Below are 19,689 nucleotides of genomic sequence, written 5' to 3'. Positions count from 1 at the left end.
GTGATCGGTCAGCGCGACGCCTCTCGCCGCAGCGCGAACCAGTAGAAGCCGTGACCCGGCAGGGTCAGCAGGTAGGGCAGGGCGCCGATCACCGGGAAGTGCACGCCGCCGCGCGCTTCCACCGGCGTCATGCCCTCGAACCGGCGCAGGTCCAGCTCCACCGGCTGCGGGAACTTCGACAGGTTGTTCACGCAGAGCATCACGTCGTCGCCCTCCTCACGCACGTACGTGAGGACCGACGGGTTGGACGACCACATCTCCGTGTACGAGCCGGTGCCGAACACCGGGTGGTCGCGCCGGATCTGCAGCATCTTGCGGGTGAAGTGGAGCAGCGACCCCTCGCTGCGCTGCTGGGCCTCCACGTTGATGGCCTGGTAGCCGTAGATCGGGTCCATGACCACCGGCAGGTAGAGCCGGCCCGGATCGCCGGTGGAGAAGCCCGCGTTGCGGTCGGGGCTCCACTGCATCGGCGTGCGCACCGAGTCGCGGTCCTCCAGCCAGATGTTGTCGCCCATGCCGATCTCGTCGCCGTAGTACATGACGGGCGAGCCGGGCAGCGACAGCAGCAGGGCGGTGAACAGCTCGATCCGGTCGCGGTCGTTGTCGAGCAACGGCGCCAGCCGGCGGCGGATGCCGAGGTAGGCCCGCATCCGCGGGTCCTTGGCGTACTCGCTGTGCATGTAGTCGCGCTCTTCCTCGGTCACCGTCTCGAGCGTCAGCTCGTCGTGGTTGCGGAGGAAGATGCCCCACTGCGCGGTGTCCGGCAGCTTCGGCGTACGGGACATGATCTCGGAGATCGGCTCCCGGGTCTCCTTCTTCACCGCCATGTAGATGCGCGGCATCAGCGGGAAGTGGAAGGCCATGTGGCACTCGTCGCCGCCGACCGTCGGGTCGCCGAAGTACTCGACGACGTCCTCCGGCCAGCCGTTGGCCTCGGCCAGCAGCACCCGGTCAGGGTAGAGGCGGTCGACCTCGGCCCGGACCTTCTTCAGGTAGGCGTGCGTCTCCGGCAGGCCGGCGCACGCGGTGCCCTCCCGCTCGAACAGGTACGGCACCGCGTCCAGCCGGAACCCGTCGATGCCCAGGTCGAGCCAGAAGCGCAGCACCTCCAGCATGGCCTCCTGCACCGCCGGGTTGTCATAGTTGAGATCCGGCTGGTGATGGAAGAACCGGTGCCAGTAGTACTGCTTGCGCACAGGGTCCCAGGTCCAGTTGGACTCCTCGGCGCCGACGAAGATGATCGGCGCGTCGGGGTAGCCCGTCGGCTCGTCCGACCAGACGTAGAAGTCGCCGTACGGGCCCTCAGGGTCGTGACGGGACGCCTGGAACCAGGGATGCCGATCAGAGGTGTGGTTCATCACCAGGTCGGTGATGATCCGCAGGCCGCGTTCGTGGGCGGCCTCCACCAGTTGGATGAAATCGGCGAGATCCCCGAAGTCCGGCAGGATCTTCATGTAGTCGGAGATGTCGTAGCCGCCGTCGCGCAGCGGCGATTCGTAGAGCGGCAACAACCAGAGGCAGTCGACGCCCAGCCACTCGAGATAGTCGAGCTTCTCGACGAGGCCGCGAAGATCTCCGGTGCCGTCGCCGTTGGAGTCCTTGAACCCCCGGACGAGAACCTCGTAGAACACCGCCCGCTTGTACCAAGCCGGATCTTCCGAGATGAAGTTCTCGGCCACCGGCTCCGGTGATGGGGATGCGTTGATCATGTGTCGCTCACAGAAGGAGATGTGGGCAGGACGAAGTCACCGGGTACCCCGGCGTTCATATCTGGTGACCGCGCCGCGTGGAGTCGTCATCCCTGCGAATCCATGCCCTTGACAGGCCCGGATTTGTGATCCGGTGCCCGCTTGTGCGGCGCTTACGGGCCGAACACTACCAGCCCGTTGGCTTTCCGGAACCCGCTTGTGGTGTGCCAGCTGTAATACCCCGGAGATCCCTGCGTAACCGTGATGTTACTGGCTGTTCTTCTCGGTGTAACTAGAACGGGGCAGAGAGGTCATCCAGGTCGTTTTCGAAGTCACTCAGCCAGAGACCGAAAAGCACCAGCCCGCGCACCCAGAACCGGTCGTTCCATCCGTTGAACCGGGTCAGCGCGTCGGGCCCGTCGGCGACCAGCGCGTGCAGCTCATCCGACAGCAGGCCGGGCACCCGCGTGGCGACCACCCGCAGCATCCGGTGGGAGTAGTCGCGCGCGGGGGCGGCCGTGGAGCGCAGCGCCACCCGCCGCAGCGGCTGCTTGATCACGTTGGTCGAGGGCAGCGCCGCCACCCGCGGGTCGGCGGCGTGCAGCACCTCGCGGTAGAAGCGGCCCTTGTCCTTGCGGGCCACGCCCACCGACAGGGCCGCGTCGAAGAAGTCCGGGTGGATGAACGGCGCCGCGAACGACGCCTCAGGCCCCACCATGTTGACCGCCGAGCGGGCGATGCCGCGCACCGTGCGGGTGTGGAGCACCGACAGCGGCAGCTCGGCCCGGTGGCCGTGGAGCATCGAGGTGGCCGCCGCGAACTGCTCGCGCACCGTCTCGTCGATCCACGCCCCGGCCGCCTCCGACAGGAACGGCTGCGAAGGCGCCCCGAGGCTGAGCGAGCCCAGCACGGCCGCCGACCGCTCGGCCTGGCTGGTGGCCTCCAGGGCGGCGCCGCTGACCATGAAGTTCTTCAGCAGCGGACCGCCCGCCAGCCCGTCGACCAGGATGCGGCCCGACGTGTGGACCTCCTTGGCGAACGGGGCGTACCACGCGTGGTGCGGCGTCAGGTATTCGAGCCTGCGCGCCACCTCCGCGGCGTCGTCCGGGTACGAGGCCGCGTCCTGGGTGATCACCCGGTGCGGGATGCCCAGCTCGCCGGTGATCGCCCTGGCGAAGGCGATGTCGGTGTCGGTGCCGTCGTCGGGGCTCGTGGTCCACGACTCCACGTCGAACCCCCGGGCCTTGGCCACGCTGCCCAGCAGCCGGGAGTCGTAGCCGCCGCTGATCGGCACCAGCAGCTTGCGGCCGTCGTAGTCCTTGTAGACGTCGTGCAGCAGCTCCACGATCTCGCCCGCGCCGACCCACGTCTCGTAGGGCTCGCTGCGCAGCCAGCGCGGCAGCCTGCGCTCGGTCGACAGCCGCTCGCCGTCCCAGACCAGCGCGCTGGAGCCCGGCAGCCGCTTGATCTCCCGGTAAGGAGTCGCCTCGCCCAGCGGGAACGTCACCCGCAGGATCGACGCCCAGGCCGACCAGTCGATCTCCAGCGGCACCAGGGCCATCAAGGGCTGGATCAGGGACGAGAAGTAGACCGCCTCGCCGATCCGTACGTAATAGACGTCGACCAGCCCGAGCGCGCCGGTGTGCAGCGTGGTGCGCGGGCCGTCGCCGATCAGGCCGGGCGTCTCGTACGTCTCGGCGACCCCCATCCAGTCGGCGGCCCGTTCCGAGCGGGCGGCGGGCGGCCTGCGCTCTCCCCAGGAGAACGCGAACGCCTCGCCGGAACGCTGGTAGGGAGGCAGCGGGGCGGAGCTGAACAGCGCCGCCTCGGCCGTCTGGAGCGCGGGGCGCACGCGAGGGCCGGCGGAGGACAGTTTGCCGACGAGGGCGCTGTCGATCCGTCCGAGACCGCCGCAGACATAGGGCCGCACGATGAACTGCACCGGATCTCTTCCCTTCGAGCCGCTTCCCGCAAAAGAGTATCCTTTGCCGGGCTGAGAGACGGAGGTCCAGTTGTCCACCGAGCTGGAGAGCACGCGCAAGGCGCTGCGGGAAGCGGTCGCGCAGGCCGAGCACGCGGCCGAGCTGGCGAGGCTGCTGGACGCGGCGCAGAGCAGGCTGGCCGAGGCCGAGCGGCACGCGGAGGAGGTCAAGGCGCTCGCCGAACGGCTGACGGGGGCCGAGGAAGACCTGGAGCGCGAGCGCGCCGCCGCCGACAAGCTCCGCAAGGAGCTGGCCGAGCAGCGCTACCAGGCCGAGGTTGCCAACTGGAAGCTCAAGTCGATCAAGGTCGCGCGCTGGAGCAGGCTCGGCGACGCGATCAAGACCGGCAAGAGCAACCCCGTCCGGCTGGCCAAGGAGCTCAAGGGCGCCACCAAGCCGGTGAAGCGGCCCATCGCCCCCAAGCGCAAGCCCGTCGTCGTCCAGCGCAAGGACGACCGGCCGGGCGCCGCCTTCCAGGCCACCACCACGACCCGCACGCTCGCCGGCGAGTCGTTCAAGCTGAGGCCGTTCCGGGTGCCGACCGGCCCCAACACCCGCCCCCACATCACCGCCGCGGTGATCGCCGAGCCGCACGCCGAGGCGCTGCTGCGCTACGAGTGGCGGCAGACCACCGGGTTCACGCCGCGCGACTTCGCCAGGGTGCTGCCGCTGGAGGTGCCCCACCTGCTCGTGGTCGAGTCCGTCGCGACCGGGCCGTGGGCCGAGGAGCTGCGGGGCGAGCCGGGCGAGGGGCTCAAGGCGCTGCTGGCCTGGTGCGCCGAGCGCGGCATCCGCACCGTGTTCTGGCACACCCACGGCGACGTGTCGGCCTACGCCGCCTCCGCCGAGCTGTTCGAGCACCGCTTCACCACCGACCTGACCGTCGGCTGGCCGCGCCTGCAGTTCGGCGTCCAGCCCCGGGTGCACAACCCGCTGCCGCTGTCCGGCGGACGCATCGACCGGGTGCTCACCCTCGACCAGTTGCTGCCGGGTCACCTGGCCTATCCCGACGTGCTGACCTCCTACCGCTGGCCGGCCGGCGTCGACTGCCCGCCGGGCACGCCGATGTGGCGCCTGGCCGAGATCGCCGCCTGCGGCACCCCGATCGGGCCGGACCCCGACACCCGCCGCGCGCACGTCGCGCTGCGGCGCGCCTACGACAGCGGCACCATGACGGAGCGGATCGACGAGCTGCTCGACAAGGTCGGGCTGCCCAGCGCCCGCGCCACCCTCGACACCTCTGTCCTGCTCGTCATCCCCGAGCCAGGGCGGACGGAGCACGCGCTGGCCCAGGTCGCCAGGCAGAGCGGGGTCGCCCAGCTCGTCGTCTTCGGTCCGCCCGGGGCGGGGGAGCGCGCCCGCGACGTGCTGCCCGACGCCGACGTGATCCACCGGCCGCTCCGTCCCGAGCTCACCGTCGGCGCGATGCTCGGGCGCGGGCTCGACCTGTGCGAGGCCGACCTGGTCGCGGTCATGGACCCGCGCGACGTCTACGGCTCCCACTACCTGTCCGACCTGCGGCGCGCCTTCCTGTTCACGACGGCCGACATCGTCGGCAAGGCCGCCTTCTACGCCCATCTGCGCAAGCCGCAGGCCACGCTGCTCAAGCAGCCGGAGGCCGAATACTCCTACCTGCCGGAGATCGCCGGCGCGACCCTGCTCGCCCGCCGCAACCCGCTGCGCGAGCTGGGCTTCGCCGACCTCACCGACGGCTGGGACGAGGTGCTGATGCGCCAGTGCCGCCAGGACGGCGTCAAGGTGTTCGCCGCCGACCGGTTCGGCTACGTCCGGGTGCGCGACGAGGACCGCTGGCTCCTCGGCGCCGCCCACCTCGTGGAGTACGGCTCCGCCGAGCCGCACGCCCTCATCTGACCATGCGCCGGCGGGGGTCCCGGTGATCGCGCGGCTGGCGGAGGTGCTCGGGGAGCCGCCGGTCCCTGACGGCACGTGGGAGCGGGAGGCGGCCTACGTCTCGCCCGCCGCGCTGCGGAGCGGGGCGCCGGCGGAGGATCTGGCCGCGCGGCTGCGGCCGCTGCCGGGCGTGACCGGGGCCGAGGCGCTGCCCGGCGGGTTCGTGCGGGTCGTGGTGGCCGTGCCGGGGGCGCTCCTGGACGACTTCGAACCTCCCGCGCTGCCGGAGCCCGCCTGGCCGGACTTCCCCCGTACGTGGGAGAACCCCGGGTTCGTGGTCCGGTACGGGCACGCGCGGGCGGCGGGCGTGCGACGGTGGGCGCGCGACCTGGGCGTCCCGGAGACCGGCTTCCGGCCCGGCCTGCTGGAGTCCCCGTACGACAGGAAAGTCCTGCGGGTGCTGGCCGAGCTGCCGGGACGGGCGGCGAGCAGGGACCCGGGCTGGGACGCCTACCAGGTGCGGCTGGCGCTGGCGTACCACGACGCGCACGAGCGCGCCCCCGCGGTGCCGATGGGAGACGCGCCGCCGCGGCCGGTGCACACCGCGCGGGTGCGGCTGGCGGCGGCGGTGGAGAGCGTGCTGGCGGGACCGGATCGCATCTAAGATATATCCGGCGAAACAGTAAAAAGACGTAAAATCTTCGCCTGTCGGCCCATGATCGTGTCTCGATAGGTGAGCACCCGGCACGGGCAGACGGGCCGTTCCGATAGCCTCGATCGGGTGAGTCGATTCGCCCACCCAGCCGGGGACCGGCACGCCGAGCCGCCGCCCCACGAGCGCCCTCCGCTGGCGCCCGCCGACCTCAACCGGATCAACCCCGCGATCTGGCCGCGAACGGCCGGCCGGGCCGACGGCGCGCTCACGATCGGCGGGCTGGACATACGCGATCTGGCCCGCGAGTACGGCACCCCGCTGTACGTCCTCGACGAGGACGACGTGCGCTCGCGCATGCGCGACTACGTCACCGCCTTCGCCGGCTCCGACGTCCACTACGCGGGCAAGGCCTTCCTGTGCAAGGAGATGGTCCGCTGGCTGCAGGACGAGGGGCTCGGCCTCGACGTGGCCAGCGGGGGCGAGCTGGCCGTGGCGCTGAGCGTCGGCTTCCCCGCCGAGCGCATCACCCTCCACGGCAACAACAAGTCGTCGGCCGAGCTGAGGCGGGCCCTGGAGGTCGGCGTCGGCCACGTCGTGGTCGACTCCTACGAGGAGATCGCCCGGCTCGGCTACTTCGCCGCCGAGCTCGGCAAGCGGCCCAAGGTCATGATCCGGGTGACCACCGGCGTCGAGGCGCACACCCACGAGTTCATCGCCACCGCCCACGACGACCAGAAGTTCGGCCTGTCGCTGAGCTCCGGCGCCGCCGCCGAGGCCGTGCGCCGCGTCCTGGAGCTGCCGTCGCTGGAGCTGGTCGGCCTCCACTCCCACATCGGGTCCCAGATCGTCGACACGGCCGGGTTCGAGGTGGCCGCCCGCCGCCTCACCGCGCTGCTCGTGCAGATCAAGGAGGAGCACGGCGTCGTGCTGCCCGAGCTCGACCTCGGCGGCGGCTACGGCATCGCCTACGTCGAGGGCGACGAGGCGCTCGACGTCAAGACCATCGCCGACAGCCTGCGCGAGATCGTGCGCAAGGTCTGCACCGACGCCGGGCTGCCCGTGCCCCGCCTCACCGTCGAGCCCGGCCGCGCCATCGTCGGCACCGGCGGCATCACCCTGTACGAGGTCGGCACGGTCAAGGACGTCGAGGGGCTGCGCACGTACGTGAGCATCGACGGCGGCATGAGCGACAACGTCCGCACCGCACTCTACGGCGCCGAATACACCGTCGTGCTGGCCAGCCGTGAGAGCGACGCCGCGCCCATGCTGAGCCGCGTCGTCGGCAAGCACTGCGAGAGCGGCGACATGATCGTGCGCGACTGCTACCTGCCGGCCGACCTGGTGCCCGGCGACCTGGTGGCGGTCGCCGCCACCGGCGCCTACTGCCGTTCCCTGGCCAACAACTACAACTACCTGCCCAAACCTGCCGTGGTCGCCGTCTCCGACGGCCGGTCCCGGGTGATCGTGCGGGGCGAGACCGAGGACGACCTGTTGAGGGGGCAGCTGTGAAACCGTTGAAGGTGGCCCTGCTGGGCTGTGGAGTGGTCGGCTCCCAGGTCATCCGGCTCATGCACGAGCAGCACGACGACCTCGCCGCCCGCGTCGGCGCCCCGTTCGAGATCGCCGGCGTCGCCGTGCGCCGTCTGGGCCGCAAACGCGACGTGGAGGTCGACCCCGGCCTGTTCACCACCGACGCCGAGTCGCTCGTCACCCGCGACGACGTCGACATCGTCATCGAGGTCATCGGCGGCATCGAGCCCGCCCGCTCGCTCATCACCGCCGCGCTGACCCGCGGCAAGTCCGTCGTCACCGCCAACAAGGCGTTGCTGGCCGAAGACGGCGCGAGCCTGTACGAAGCGGCCAGGGCCGGCGGCGGCGACCTCTACTTCGAGGCGAGCGTGGCCGGGGCGATCCCGCTGCTGCGGCCACTGCGCGAGTCGCTGGCCGGTGACCGCGTCAACCGCGTGCTCGGCATCGTCAACGGCACCACCAACTACATCCTCGACAAGATGGACTCGACCGGCGCGTCCTTCACCGACGCCCTGGAGGAGGCCCAGACCCTCGGCTACGCGGAGGCCGACCCCACCGCCGACGTCGAGGGCTTCGACGCCGCGGCCAAGGCCGCCATCCTGGCGAGCCTCGCCTTCCACAGCCGGGTCACCGCCGAGCAGGTCCACCGCGAGGGCATCACCGAGATCACCGCCACCGACGTGGCCTCCGCCAAGGACATGGGCTACGTCATCAAGCTGCTGGCCATCTGCGCCCGCTCCGACGACGGCCGCTCCATCGGCGTCCGCGTCCACCCCGCCATGATCCCCAGGTCCCATCCGCTGGCCGGGGTGCGCGAGGCCTACAACGCGGTCTTCGTCGAGGCCGAGTCGGCGGGCCAGCTCATGTTCTACGGCAAGGGCGCGGGCGGCGCCCCCACGGCCTCGGCCGTGCTCGGCGACCTGGTGGCCGTCGGCCGCAACCGGCTGGCCGGCGCCCGCGGGCCGCAGGAGTCGACCTACGCGTCGCTGCGCGTGCATCCCATGGGCGAGACCGTCACCCGCTGCCACGTCGCGCTGGACGTCGCCGACAAGCCGGGTGTCCTGGCCCGGGTGGCGGAGCTGTTCGCCAAGCACGACGTGTCCATCCAGACGGTGCGCCAGGAGGGCCACGGCGACGACGCCCAGCTCGTCATCGTCACCCACCGGGCCACCGACGCGGCGCTCTCGGCGACGATGGAGGGGCTGCGCGAGCTCGACATCGTCCGGGCCGTCGCCAGCGTGATGCGCGTCGAGGGCGACGAGTAACCGCGAATCACCGTTTTCATCCCGTGATCGTGAAGAGCTGATCACGGGATGATTTCGTACACTACCCGTGATCTTCTGCGGGAAATGTAACTACGCGTAGAAGATGCTGAATGAGTGCTGTGACCAGCCTTCGGGGTTTCCGGGAAAGAACACCGGATGAGTCCGCTTGTGTAAGAAGCGGCGTAAGGTAGGCGCCGGTCGAGTTTCCGGTCCTCAGGAGCAGCATCGATGTCCCTCACCCCATGCGGTTTCGCGCGCACGCCGGAGAAAGGGCTCGCCCGCCTGCTCTGGCGTGACGGCGAATGGGTCGTGGACGGGCAGGAGGAGCCCGGGGAGGCGGCGCTGCGGGCGCTGCGCGGGCTCGAAGTCGCATGGCCCGAAGAGCGGGTGCCGCTCGACGGCGTCATGCGCATGGCCGCCGCCGGCGTGCCGCTGACGTCGTCCGGGGCGCCCTCGTGGGTGCCGGAGGAACTGCGGGAGCCGCTCACCGACCACTCCTGGCTGGCGCACGAGCCCGACGGCACCGCGCGGTGCCTGGCCGACCTGCGGCGCGAGGAGCACAGCATCCGCCTGCGCCGCCTGGCCGCGCCTCGCCGGCCCGCGCAGCCGCTGGTCAGCGTGGTGATGGCGACCAAACGGCCGGAGTACGTCGCCTCCGCGCTGGGCCAGATGGCGCGCCAGCGCGGGGTGCGGGCCGAGGTGGTGCTCGGGCTGCACGGGGTCGCGTTCGAGCGGGTGCGGGAGGCCGTCGAGGGCTGCCCGCTGCCGGTGAGCTGGGTGGAGGCGGACGCCGGGGTCCCGTTCGGCGAGGTGCTGAACCGGGCCGCCGCCCGGGCCGGCGGCGACTACGTCACCAAGTGGGACGACGACGACTGGTACGGTCCCTGCCACCTTTCCGATCTGCTCATGGCCGCCGCCTATTCGGGGGCCGACGTGGTCGGCGTGACGGGCGAGTTCTTCTATCTGGAGCCGCTCAACCTGACGATCAGGCGCACGACCTTCGCGAGCGGGGCCTCGTACCCGAGCGAGGTGTGGGCGGATCACATAGCGGGCGGGACGATCTTGCTGTCCCGGGAGAAATTTCAGGAAATAGGGGGGTTTCCTGCCTTGCATTCGGCAGTGGATCGGGAGTTTCTCAAGGCGGCGACCGGCCTCGGCGCGCGGGTGTACCGCACCCACGGGCTCGGGTACGTGCTGCGCCGCGGGCTGAGCGAGCAGCACACCTGGCAGCTGCCGCTGGCCCACTTCGTCAAGGTCGCGGCCAACCAGTGGCACGGCTTCCGTCCCAGCCTGCTGATGGAAGCGGCATGAGGGTACGCAACAACGACTACCGCCCGATCCGGCCCGCCGCGGACTTCGAGCCGGAGCTGCGGGTGAGCGTGGTCATCCCCGCCTACGGCGCCCAGGACAAGCTCGACCTGGTGCTCGCCGGGCTCGCCAGGCAGACCTACCCGGCCGGTCTGACCGAGGTCATCGTCGTCGACAACGGCAGCGACCCGCCCCTGCGGCTGCCCGCCGACTGCCCGCCGGACACCCGGCTGATCCGCTGCGAGACCCCCGGCCGCGGCAGCGCGCGCAACGCCGGGCTGGCCGAGGCCACGGGCGACGTCATCCACTGGCTCGACTCCGACGTGGTGCCGACCGCCGGCGCGATCACGGCGCACATGCGCTGGCACCACGCGGCCCCGTACCTCGCCGTCACCGGCTACATCCGCTTCTCCGAGTCCCCGCTGCCCGAGAAGCTGCCCGACGACATGGAGGCGTACTTCGAGCCGGCCGAGCCGCACGCCTGGATCGTCCGCCTGGTCGAGCGGACCGACGGGCTGACCGACAACGGCGAGCGCCCCTTCAGCCTGCACGTCGGCGGCGCCACCTCCGTCAGCGCCCGGCTGATCGAGGCCGCCGGGCCCATGGACGGCGACCTCGTCCTCGGCCAGGACACCGAGATGGGCTACCGGCTCATGCAGGCGGGGGCCGTGTTCGTGCCCGAACCGGAAGCCCGCGCCTACCATCTCGGCCCCACCATGCGGATGCGCCACAAGGAGCGCATCGACCGGGTCAGCTACGCGTTCATCGGCGACCGCATCCCCGCCTACCGCTGGCTGCGCCGCCATCCGGGCCGCACGTGGAAGATCCCGTACCTGGAGGTCCTGGTCGACGGGACCGCCGGGTACGACACCGTGCGCGCCACCGTGGACGCGCTGCTGGCGGGCACGGCGCACGACCTGCGCGTGGTGCTCGTCGGGCCCTGGGACACGCTCGAACGCGACCGCCGCGCCCCGCTCCGGGACCCGAACCTGGAGCTGGAGCTGGTCCGCGGGCACTACGCGTACGAGAGCCGGGTGCGGCTGGCCGCCGACGACCGCGTCGACCCGGCCGTGCCGTACGTGCTGCGGCTGCCGCCCGGCTGGGCGCCCGGCGAGGACTCCGTGGCCGCGCTGCTCGAACGGGCGCGCACCGAAGGGCTCGGGCTGATCAACATCCTGCTCGACGAGACGCCGGACGGGGTGGTGTCCGCCCGGCTCGAACGCGCCGCGTCCTTCGCCAGGGCCCGCCTGCTCGCCGGTCCCGGCGAGGACCTCGACGACGTGGTGGACGAGGTGTCCGGCATCGTCTGGGTGTCCGGTGAGAGCTGCGGTTTCGCCGGCGAACAGCCGGCGCCGCAGGGCCGCCGCAGCGCCTACCGGGCCCGGGTCGCGGCCCAGGCGGAGGCGGAGCGGCTGGCCAAGGAGACCGAGCGGCTGCGGGGCGAGGTGGCCAGGTGGCGCGACGAGGCGGGCAAGTGGCGCAAGAGCGCCGTCGAGTACCGCCGGGAGATCGCCACGCTCCGCAAGGAGGCGGCGGGCCTGCGCCGCGACCTGTCCGCCGCCGACCGCAGCCGGCAGACTCTCCGCACGGCCTTCTCCGCCCGCGTCAAACGCGCCCTCCGCAAGTAGGCGCCTCCCTCGTACGTCAGTCGGGACGCAGGGCGGATCTGAGGCGGCCCAGGAGGGTGCGGTCGGGGCCGGGAGCCGCCGGGGCCGGGATGGTGACCGGGGCCGGCGGCTGTTCCTTCGGCTGCGGCCAGTAACGGTCGGGGGAGACGCGGCGTACTCCGTGGGTGGTGCCGACGACCGCGTCCGGGTCCTCGCAGGGACCCGACAGGAGCAGGGCGCGGCCCAGCGCGGAGGTGCGCTCCAGCCGGGCCTCGCGGCCGTCCGGCAGGTCCACGACCAGCACGCCCGTCAGGTCCTTCTGCACCGTCTCGATCATCCGCTCCAGCGTGACCCGGTGCAGCGGCACCTCCACCGGCCCCCGGTAACGGAAGGGGATCGGCGCGGGTGTCGGCGCGGCCTCGTCGATGAGCCTGATCCGGTCGTCGTGGCCGAACAGGTCGCGCATCAGCCGCAGGTCGAAGTGCGGGTCCGCCAGCACGGACCGCCGTCCCTCGCGCAGCCGGGACCACGGCCCGACCAGCGTCACCACCACGTCGTGCAGCTTGCCGTCGAGCGCCGCCGAGACCGCGCGCCGCACGTCCGCCTCCGCGGCGCCCGTGACGTCCAGCACCACCTCCACGTACGGCACCAGCCACCGCCGCCCGCGGTCCTTGCGCAGGTCACGCCGGAGCGGGACGCGGTGCGCCAGGTACGGCTCGACGGCCCGCACGGCGCGCTCCCTGTCGCGGTGCTGCGCGGGCAGCCCCAGATGGACGGCCCGCGCCCGCGTCTCCGGCACGAAGACCACGCCGTGCATCGCCAGCCGGTAGGCGAACTCGGTGTCCTCGCCCCGCAGCACGTTCGGGTCCAGTCCGCCGACTGCGTGGAACACCTCGCGCGGCATGGCGACCGTCGGCCCCGTGCACACGTGGTACGGGTTGCGGCTCTTGCGCAGCCCGTCGGTCTTGGCGATCGTCGCCTCGGTCGAACTGGCCACCGCCGCGTCCAGGTCGAACAGCTCGTCCAGGCGCCGGGCGCCGAACACCTCGCGGGCGGTGAGCGGCGGCGCCTCGACGAACCTCTTCATGCCGATCGTGACCAGGTAGTCGGTCACGTGGTGCCAGCGGGCCATCGCCTCGATGTGCTCACGGCAGGGCACCATGTCCGCGTCGAGCCGCTGGATGATCGCGCCGTCGGCGGCCTTGACGCCGGTGTTGACGGCGTTGGAGATGCCCCAGCCGCACTCCGGCCGCACGATCCTGGTGTCGGCCGGGCGGATCTCCGGCAGCACGATGGGCGGCTCGCTGCCGTCGTCGACGACCAGGACCTCCATGAGGTGGCCCGGGTACGTCTGCGCCGCCAGCGCGGCGAGCGTCAGCTCCAGGTGCGGCCCCCCGTGCGCGGGTATCACCACGCTCACGGACAGTGCCGGAGACCAGCAACCCAGCTCGGGTGGCAGCAAGGCCGAATAGTCGTTCTGCGGCAAAGCAGGACGCGCGTTCATGTGGATGACCCCCTGGCGAGACCCTATCGGGAGATGCTGGGAATTTGCTGAATAATGACGTTGCGCGACCCCGCTTGTCAGGTCTTGACAGCTCGCCCCCGCTCAGCACGCACACCCCGCCCACCCCGTACACTCGGTGCGGAACATCGCAGGTAGGGAGTCAAGCATGAGCAGGTCCTGGCGTGGCCTCATCGAGGAGTACCGCGAGCGTCTTCCGGTCACCCCCAAGACGCCCGTCATCACGCTGCTCGAAGGCGGCACGCCGCTGGTGCCCGCGCACCGCGTCTCCGCCCTGACGGGATGCGACGTCTACCTCAAGGTCGAGGGCGCCAACCCGACCGGCAGCTTCAAGGACCGCGGCATGACCATGGCCATCAGCAAGGCCGTGGAAGAGGGCGCCAAGGCCGTCATCTGCGCCTCCACCGGCAACACCTCCGCCTCGGCCGCCGCCTACGCCGTGCGCGCCGGTCTCACCTGCGCCGTCCTGGTGCCGCGCGGCAAGATCGCGATGGGCAAGCTCGCCCAGGCGCTCGTCCACGGCGCGACGCTGCTGCAGGTCGAGGGATCGTTCGACGACTGCCTGGAGATGACGCGCAAGCTGTCGTCCAACTACCCGATCGCGCTGGTCAACTCCGTCAACCCGTTCCGCCTCCAGGGACAGAAGACGGCCGCCTTCGAGATCGTCGACGCGCTCGGCGACGCCCCCGACATCCACTGCATCCCGGTGGGCAACGCGGGCAACATCTCCGCCTACTGGATGGGCTACCAGGAGTACGCCGCGGACGGCCTGGCCGCCGGGCGGCCGCGCATGTTCGGCTTCCAGGCCAGCGGCGCCGCGCCCATCGTCGACGGCGCACCCGTGTCCCACCCGCACACCATCGCCACCGCCATCCGCATCGGCAACCCCGCCTCCTGGCAGCTCGCCACGGCCGCCAGAGACGAGTCCGGCGGCCTGATCCACAAGGTGACCGACCGGCAGATCGCGGCCGCCTACAAGCTGCTGGCCCAGGAAGAGGGCGTCTTCGTCGAGCTGGCCTCGGCGGCCAGCGTGGCGGGCCTGCTCCAGGCGCACGCCGAGGGCCTCGTCGACCCGGGGCAGCGGATCGTCTGCACCGTCACGGGCAACGGGCTCAAGGACCCCGACTGGGCCATCTCCGGCGCGCCCGCCCCGATCACCATCCCCATCGACGTCCACGCCGCCGCCTCGGCGCTCAGCCTGGCCTGACCCTTGCGCGGCATTGTGCTCCCGCGTCCGGGTGGCGGTCGCGGGAGAAGAGGGATGGCATGACGGGGATGTGCGTGCGAGAGGCATGAAGAGCCTTCGCGTTCCGGGGGCCGCGTGGTCCGCGGGGAAAGGTGAGAAATGAGCACCGTCGAGGTACGCGTGCCCGCCACGTCCGCCAATCTCGGGCCGGGGTTCGACACGCTCGGGCTGGCGCTGACGCTGTACGACCACGTCGAGGCCACGCTCACCGACGAGCCCGGCGTGACGGTGGCCGTCGAGGGCGAGGGCGCGGGGACGGTCGACACCGGCGAGGGCAACCTGATCGTCAGGGTGATGCGCAGGACGTTCGACCGGATGGGCGTCCCCCAGCCGGCCGGGATCCGGCTGCGGTGCCGTAACCGGATCCCGCACGCGCGCGGGCTCGGCAGCTCGTCCGGCGCCATCTGCGCGGGCATCCTGGCCGCGCGGGCGCTGGGCGGCGGCGGGCTGAGCGACGACGCGGTGTACGCGCTCGCCACCGAGATCGAAGGCCACCCCGACAACGTCGCTCCGTGCCTGGCCGGCGGCCTGACGATCGCATGGAGCGAGCATGACGGAGCACCACGTATGGTGAAGCTGACGCCCGACGCGGGCATCCGCCCCGTCGCGATCGTTCCACCGGTACGACTGGACACGGAGACCGCTCGGGGGTTGCTGCCGAAGGACGTGCCCCACAAGGACGCCTCCTTCAACACCGGCCGGGCCGCGTTGCTGATCGCGGCGCTGACCCGACGTCCGGATCGGGAGCTGCTGCTCGCCGCCACCGAGGATCGTCTGCACCAGCCCTACCGCGCGCCTGCCATGCTGGAGAGCGCGGATCTGGTAGAACGGCTCCGTGCAGTGGGCGTGCCCGCCGTCGTTTCGGGAGCGGGTCCCACGGTCCTTGCGTTTTCGACATCGGATTCGCAGGATTTGATCGCGCCAGAAGTGGGTAGTGACTGGCACATCCAGCTAATGGACGTCGACCCAGTTGGTGCGAACGTTCAGTTCCCCGAGACACGCTGATGCCTCTCTAGACCTTCAGGGAATAGCCGTGTGCGCTGGTGATGTTAGGCTGATAGCCGCACCAGGTGCCCCCTTGTTGGGTGCGTGCTTGTCAGCCACACATCGTTGCATCATGCTTCACGTCGCGAGGCGTGAGCAGCGCGGCTGTCTCCCCGGAATCCGTCGCCTCCGGTTGGCCCACACCCGGTTGGCCCGACGTGAGGTGGCGACGACGGGGACTCGCGCGTTCGATCACCTCGACATCTGGTTGTCGGCAGCAATCTGGGGGGTGTCATCCACGCGCCACCGTCCTGTGGCGGCCTGGACGAGCCCCTCGCCAAGAGTGGCGACCGTCCCCAGCGGCGGCCGAAGATCGCAAACGTGCACCCCGACCCGGTCTGTCCCGCCGGATCGCAAGCACCTCCGGGACGCCCGGTCGAACGAAGCCGGGGCCCGACCCCTGGGAAGGACCTTTTAGTTGAGCGACACCACCGAACTCCTCTCCGACGCAACAGGCACATCTGCGGCGTCCGGCGACACCCCCACTCGCGCCGCGGCCAAGCCCCGCGCGCGTCGCTCCGGCACGGGCCTGTCGGCCAAGGTGCTGCCCGAGCTGCAGAAGATGGCTGCTGAGCTGGGCATCAGCGGGACCGGGCGGATGCGGAAGAGCCAGCTCATCGCGGCCATCCAGGAGAAGCAGGGTGGCGGTTCCGGAGAAGGCGCGGCGGCTCCCGCCGCCGAGGCACCCGCCGCGGCCGACGCGGCGCCCGCCACGGAGCGACCCACCCGGACGCGCAGGGAACGCTCCCGCGCCAAGACCGCCGAAGAGCCCGCTCCGCAGGCCGCCGAGCCAGTGGCCGCCGCGGCCGCCGTGACCGCGCCCGCCGAGCCCGTCGCGGCTCCGGCCGAGCCCGTCGTCGAGCAGCCCGCGCAGCCCGCTGCGGACGCCCATCAGGGCGACTCCCGTGGCGAGCGCGGTGAGAGCCGGCGCGAGCGCCGCAGCCGTGGCGAGCGCCGCGAACGCGGCAACGACCGCGGCGACCGTGGCGACCGTGGCGACCGTGGCAGTGACCGCGGCGGCGACCGTGGCGGCGACCAGCGCGTCGCCGACTCGGGCAGCCGAGGCGACCAGCGGGGTAGTGACCAGCGCGGGGGCGACCAGCGTGGCAGTGACCAGCGCGGGGGCGACCAGCGTGGCAGTGACCAGCGCGGGGGCGACCAGCGCGGGGGCGACCAGCGGGGCGACGGCGACGACGACCGCGGTGGCCGTGGCCGCCGGGGCCGGTTCAGGGAGCGCAACCGCGGTCGCGGCCGTGACCGCTTCGACAGCAGCGAGCCCGTGATCGGCGAGGACGACGTCCTCATCCCGATCGCCGGCATACTCGACATCCTCGACAACTACGCCTTCGTGCGCACCAGCGGCTACCTGCCGGGCAGCAACGACGTGTACGTCTCGCTCGCCCAGATCCGCCGTAACGGCCTGCGCAAGGGCGACGTCGTCACCGGAGCCGTGCGCCAGCCGCGCGATGGCGAGCGACGCGAGAAGTTCAACGCCCTGGTCCGCCTCGACACCGTCAACGGCATGGACCCGGAGCAGGCCCGCAACCGGCCCGACTTCAACAAGCTGACCCCGCTCTACCCGCAGGAGCGCCTGCGCCTGGAGACCGAGCCGAACATCCTCACCACGCGGATCATCGACCTCGTCTCCCCGATCGGCAAGGGCCAGCGCGGTCTCATCGTCTCGCCGCCGAAGGCCGGCAAGACGATGGTGCTGCAGGCGATCGCCAACGCGATCACCCACAACAACCCCGAGTGCCACCTCATGGTCGTCCTCGTCGACGAGCGGCCTGAAGAGGTCACCGACATGCAGCGTTCGGTCAAGGGCGAGGTCATCCACTCGACCTTCGACCGTCCCGCCGAAGATCACACCACGGTCGCGGAGCTGGCGATCGAGCGCGCGAAGCGCCTGGTGGAACTCGGCCATGACGTGGTCGTCCTGCTCGACTCGATCACCCGCCTCGGCCGTGCCTACAACCTGGCGGCCCCGGCGTCCGGGCGCATCCTGTCGGGTGGTGTCGACTCCACCGCCCTCTACCCGCCCAAGCGCTTCTTCGGCGCGGCCCGCAACATCGAGAACGGCGGCTCGCTGACGATCCTCGCCACGGCCCTGGTCGAGACCGGGTCCAAGATGGACGAGGTCATCTTCGAGGAGTTCAAGGGCACCGGCAACATGGAGCTCAAGCTCAACCGGTCCCTGGCCGACAAGCGCATCTTCCCCGCGGTGGACGTCGACGCGTCCGGCACCCGTAAGGAAGAGATCCTCATGGCGAGGGAAGAGCTCCAGATCGTCTGGAAGCTGCGCCGGGTGCTGCACGCGCTCGACATGCAGCAGGCGCTGGAGCTGCTCCTTGACCGCATGAAGGAGACCAAGTCCAACGCGGAGTTCCTGCTCCAGGTGCAGAAGACCACGGTCAACAACGACCGCGACTAGCGGCTGACGCGCGACGGGCGGCGGGGGCGACCCCGCCGCCCGTTCCGTCTCTAGCGGACGTCCACGAGCCGCTGCGGCGACAGCGCGGCGCTGGTCCTGCTCGTGCCGGCCGACTTCACCTGGTAGTAGCCGTCCCTGCGGGCCTTGAAGGACCTGGTGTAGCGGCCGGTGGAGTTGGTGGTCGCGTAGCCGGCGAGGCGATACTTCGCGGCGCCCACGGCCTTGAAGAAGATGCGGACCTTCTTGCGCTTGTACGGCCTGCCGTCGCGGTACACCTTGCCGTGCACGCGGAACCACCGGCCCTTGCCGACTCGCTTCGGCACGCCGACGGTGACCCTGGCGCCGGCCTTGGCCGGGGTGCCGGCGGCGGGTTTCGTGACGGTGAAGGAGAGCAGGCTCCTCAGCGTCTCGCCGCCGCGGGTGGCGTGCACCTGCAGCGTCCACTCGCCGGGCGGGCTGTGGTCGCCGAAGTACGTGACGCCGCGGTGGACGCCGTTCGACTCCCTGGAGAGGGTGCCGAGGTCGTAGTAGGCGGTGGAGCTCTCGGCGACCAGCTTGGCCGTGACCGTCTCCGAGCCCTTGACCTTGACCTCGACGCTCACCTTGACGTCCTTGCCCCTGACCAGCTTGACGGGGGAGGGGCTGACCGTCGCCCCGGTGATGGCCTGCCTGGCGGCGACCTGCACGGTGAGGTCGTTGGCCCGCGGGGCGCCGCCGCGCGTGACCTCGGCGGTCAGCCGCCACGCGCCCGCCGGGTCGCCGGGCGCGACGGTCCACTTCCCGGTGACGGTGGCCGAGCCGGGCCTGAGGTCGAACGTGACCCGGCGCCGCTGCTTGCCCGGCGGCACGATCCAGCCGGTGACGCGCTCGACCGTGGCCGGGTCCCTCAGTTTGAGCGTCGCCCTGGCCTCCGCGTCGGCGTGGGCGGGCACGTACGCGACCGCCTGGACCTCCCCCGTGAAGTCCGGGACCGTGGAGACCTGCCCGTACCGGGTGCCGGCCTGCGCGGACGGCACCCCCGTGCCCGTGAGGAGCATCGCCGCCCCCGTGACGGCCGCGAGCAGCGACCGTGCCCTGCCTGTCATCTGATGACGTCCCCCGTCCGATCGATGATGTGCGGGAGCCTAGTGTGACCGGCGGCGCGGGTCGTCATCAAGATCGGGTGGAATGCCTGGCGGCGCTGGACGGTTGAAGGATCTGGCACACTGGTAGCTGACCGATTTTCGCGGTACCGGCTCCCGCCCCTGCGCTCCGTCGCACCTTGTCTGGCGACCCGGCGACCGCACCCGAAAGGACAGCCATGAAGCGCGACATCCACCCTGACTATCACGTGACGCAGGTGACCTGCTCCTGCGGCAACACGTTCACCACCCGCAGCACCGCCAAGAACGGCGTGATCCACGCCGACGTCTGCTCTGCCTGCCACCCCTTCTACACCGGCAAGCAGAAGATCCTCGACACCGGCGGCCGGGTGGCGCGTTTCGAGAAGCGCTTCGGCAAGAAGGCCTCGGGCAAGTAGCTTCACCGACGCCGGCCCGACGCACGACCGTGCGGCGGGCC

The 19,689-nt window shown here is 71.3% G+C and carries 14 protein-coding genes; 10 read left to right on the top strand and 4 right to left on the bottom strand.

The features are described from left to right. Nucleotides 1–8: 8 nt before the first annotated feature. Both treS and KME79_RS40615 read right to left on the bottom strand, forming a co-directional pair. Nucleotides 9–1,709, bottom strand: coding sequence for a maltose alpha-D-glucosyltransferase (treS, locus tag KME79_RS40620; RefSeq protein ID WP_148033935.1), 1,701 nt, complete (start codon nucleotides 1,707–1,709; stop codon nucleotides 9–11). A gap of 271 nt (nucleotides 1,710–1,980) precedes the next feature. After that, entirely contained in the window at nucleotides 1,981–3,630 is a 1,650-nt protein-coding gene (locus KME79_RS40615; protein ID WP_219551297.1) for an asparagine synthetase B family protein, read from the bottom strand. 70 nt (nucleotides 3,631–3,700) lie between these two features. Here KME79_RS40615 and KME79_RS40610 point away from each other — a divergent pair, with 70 nt between their 5' ends. The 6 genes from KME79_RS40610 (at nucleotide 3,701) to KME79_RS40585 (ending at nucleotide 11,907) form a co-directional block, all read left to right on the top strand. Beyond that, nucleotides 3,701–5,542, top strand: coding sequence for a hypothetical protein (locus tag KME79_RS40610; RefSeq protein WP_219551295.1), 1,842 nt, complete (start codon nucleotides 3,701–3,703; stop codon nucleotides 5,540–5,542). 22 nt (nucleotides 5,543–5,564) lie between these two features. Further along, nucleotides 5,565–6,185, top strand: coding sequence for an anticodon-binding protein (locus tag KME79_RS40605; RefSeq protein WP_219551293.1), 621 nt, complete (start codon nucleotides 5,565–5,567; stop codon nucleotides 6,183–6,185). A 117-nt stretch (nucleotides 6,186–6,302) separates the two neighbouring features. Beyond that, complete coding sequence (gene lysA / locus KME79_RS40600; RefSeq protein ID WP_148033932.1) at nucleotides 6,303–7,685, top strand: diaminopimelate decarboxylase; 1,383 nt, start codon at nucleotides 6,303–6,305, stop codon at nucleotides 7,683–7,685. Continuing rightward, nucleotides 7,682–8,971 carry a homoserine dehydrogenase gene (locus KME79_RS40595; RefSeq protein ID WP_271275442.1) on the top strand — a complete coding sequence of 430 codons (1,290 nt, stop codon included), beginning with the start codon at nucleotides 7,682–7,684 and terminating at the stop codon, nucleotides 8,969–8,971. Before lysA ends, KME79_RS40595 begins: the two co-directional genes overlap by 4 nt. A gap of 228 nt (nucleotides 8,972–9,199) precedes the next feature. After that, entirely contained in the window at nucleotides 9,200–10,282 is a 1,083-nt protein-coding gene (locus KME79_RS40590) for a glycosyltransferase family 2 protein (RefSeq protein WP_219551291.1), read from the top strand. Then, the gene (locus KME79_RS40585) at nucleotides 10,279–11,907 is read left to right on the top strand and encodes a glycosyltransferase family 2 protein (protein WP_219551289.1); all 1,629 of its coding nucleotides are present in this window, start codon (nucleotides 10,279–10,281) and stop codon (nucleotides 11,905–11,907) included. Before KME79_RS40590 ends, KME79_RS40585 begins: the two co-directional genes overlap by 4 nt. A gap of 16 nt (nucleotides 11,908–11,923) precedes the next feature. On the opposite strand, the gene KME79_RS40580 is transcribed toward KME79_RS40585, so the two are convergent. Continuing rightward, on the bottom strand, nucleotides 11,924–13,306 hold the full coding sequence (locus tag KME79_RS40580) for a glycosyltransferase family 2 protein (RefSeq protein WP_308249228.1): 1,383 nt from the start codon (nucleotides 13,304–13,306) through the stop codon (nucleotides 11,924–11,926). A gap of 250 nt (nucleotides 13,307–13,556) precedes the next feature. Between KME79_RS40580 and thrC the strand changes: the two genes are divergently transcribed. The 3 genes from thrC (at nucleotide 13,557) to rho (ending at nucleotide 18,129) form a co-directional block, all read left to right on the top strand. After that, nucleotides 13,557–14,615 (top strand): threonine synthase, encoded by a 1,059-nt coding sequence (thrC, locus tag KME79_RS40575; protein ID WP_219551285.1) that lies wholly within the window; start codon nucleotides 13,557–13,559, stop codon nucleotides 14,613–14,615. A 138-nt stretch (nucleotides 14,616–14,753) separates the two neighbouring features. Beyond that, nucleotides 14,754–15,659 (top strand): homoserine kinase, encoded by a 906-nt coding sequence (gene thrB, locus KME79_RS40570; protein WP_219551283.1) that lies wholly within the window; start codon nucleotides 14,754–14,756, stop codon nucleotides 15,657–15,659. Between the two features lie 457 nt (nucleotides 15,660–16,116). Further along, entirely contained in the window at nucleotides 16,117–18,129 is a 2,013-nt protein-coding gene (rho, locus tag KME79_RS40565; protein WP_219551281.1) for a transcription termination factor Rho, read from the top strand. Between the two features lie 50 nt (nucleotides 18,130–18,179). On the opposite strand, the gene KME79_RS40560 is transcribed toward rho, so the two are convergent. Beyond that, complete coding sequence (locus KME79_RS40560) at nucleotides 18,180–19,214, bottom strand: hypothetical protein (protein WP_219551279.1); 1,035 nt, start codon at nucleotides 19,212–19,214, stop codon at nucleotides 18,180–18,182. Nucleotides 19,215–19,429: 215 nt separating this feature from the next. Here KME79_RS40560 and rpmE point away from each other — a divergent pair, with 215 nt between their 5' ends. Next, a complete protein-coding gene (gene rpmE / locus KME79_RS40555) occupies nucleotides 19,430–19,648 on the top strand; it encodes a 50S ribosomal protein L31 (RefSeq protein ID WP_148033924.1) in 219 nt (72 codons plus the stop codon). Nucleotides 19,649–19,689: the final 41 nt, after the last annotated feature.

Source organism: Nonomuraea harbinensis (assembly GCF_019396385.1).
GTDB classification, from domain to species: domain Bacteria; phylum Actinomycetota; class Actinomycetes; order Streptosporangiales; family Streptosporangiaceae; genus Nonomuraea; species Nonomuraea ferruginea.
This window is presented reverse-complemented; position numbering and strand designations above follow the sequence as displayed.

Bases quoted from the DNA above. Each gene is read 5' to 3' on its own strand.
- treS (WP_148033935.1), bottom strand. From the start codon at position 1,709: ATGATCAACGCATCCCCATCACCGGAGCCGGTGGCCGAGAACTTCATC.
- thrB (WP_219551283.1), top strand. From the start codon at position 14,754: ATGAGCACCGTCGAGGTACGCGTGCCCGCCACGTCCGCCAATCTCGGG.
- KME79_RS40560 (WP_219551279.1), bottom strand. From the start codon at position 19,214: ATGACAGGCAGGGCACGGTCGCTGCTCGCGGCCGTCACGGGGGCGGCG.
- KME79_RS40585 (WP_219551289.1), top strand. From the start codon at position 10,279: ATGAGGGTACGCAACAACGACTACCGCCCGATCCGGCCCGCCGCGGAC.
- thrC (WP_219551285.1), top strand. From the start codon at position 13,557: ATGAGCAGGTCCTGGCGTGGCCTCATCGAGGAGTACCGCGAGCGTCTT.
- rpmE (WP_148033924.1), top strand. From the start codon at position 19,430: ATGAAGCGCGACATCCACCCTGACTATCACGTGACGCAGGTGACCTGC.
- KME79_RS40590 (WP_219551291.1), top strand. From the start codon at position 9,200: ATGTCCCTCACCCCATGCGGTTTCGCGCGCACGCCGGAGAAAGGGCTC.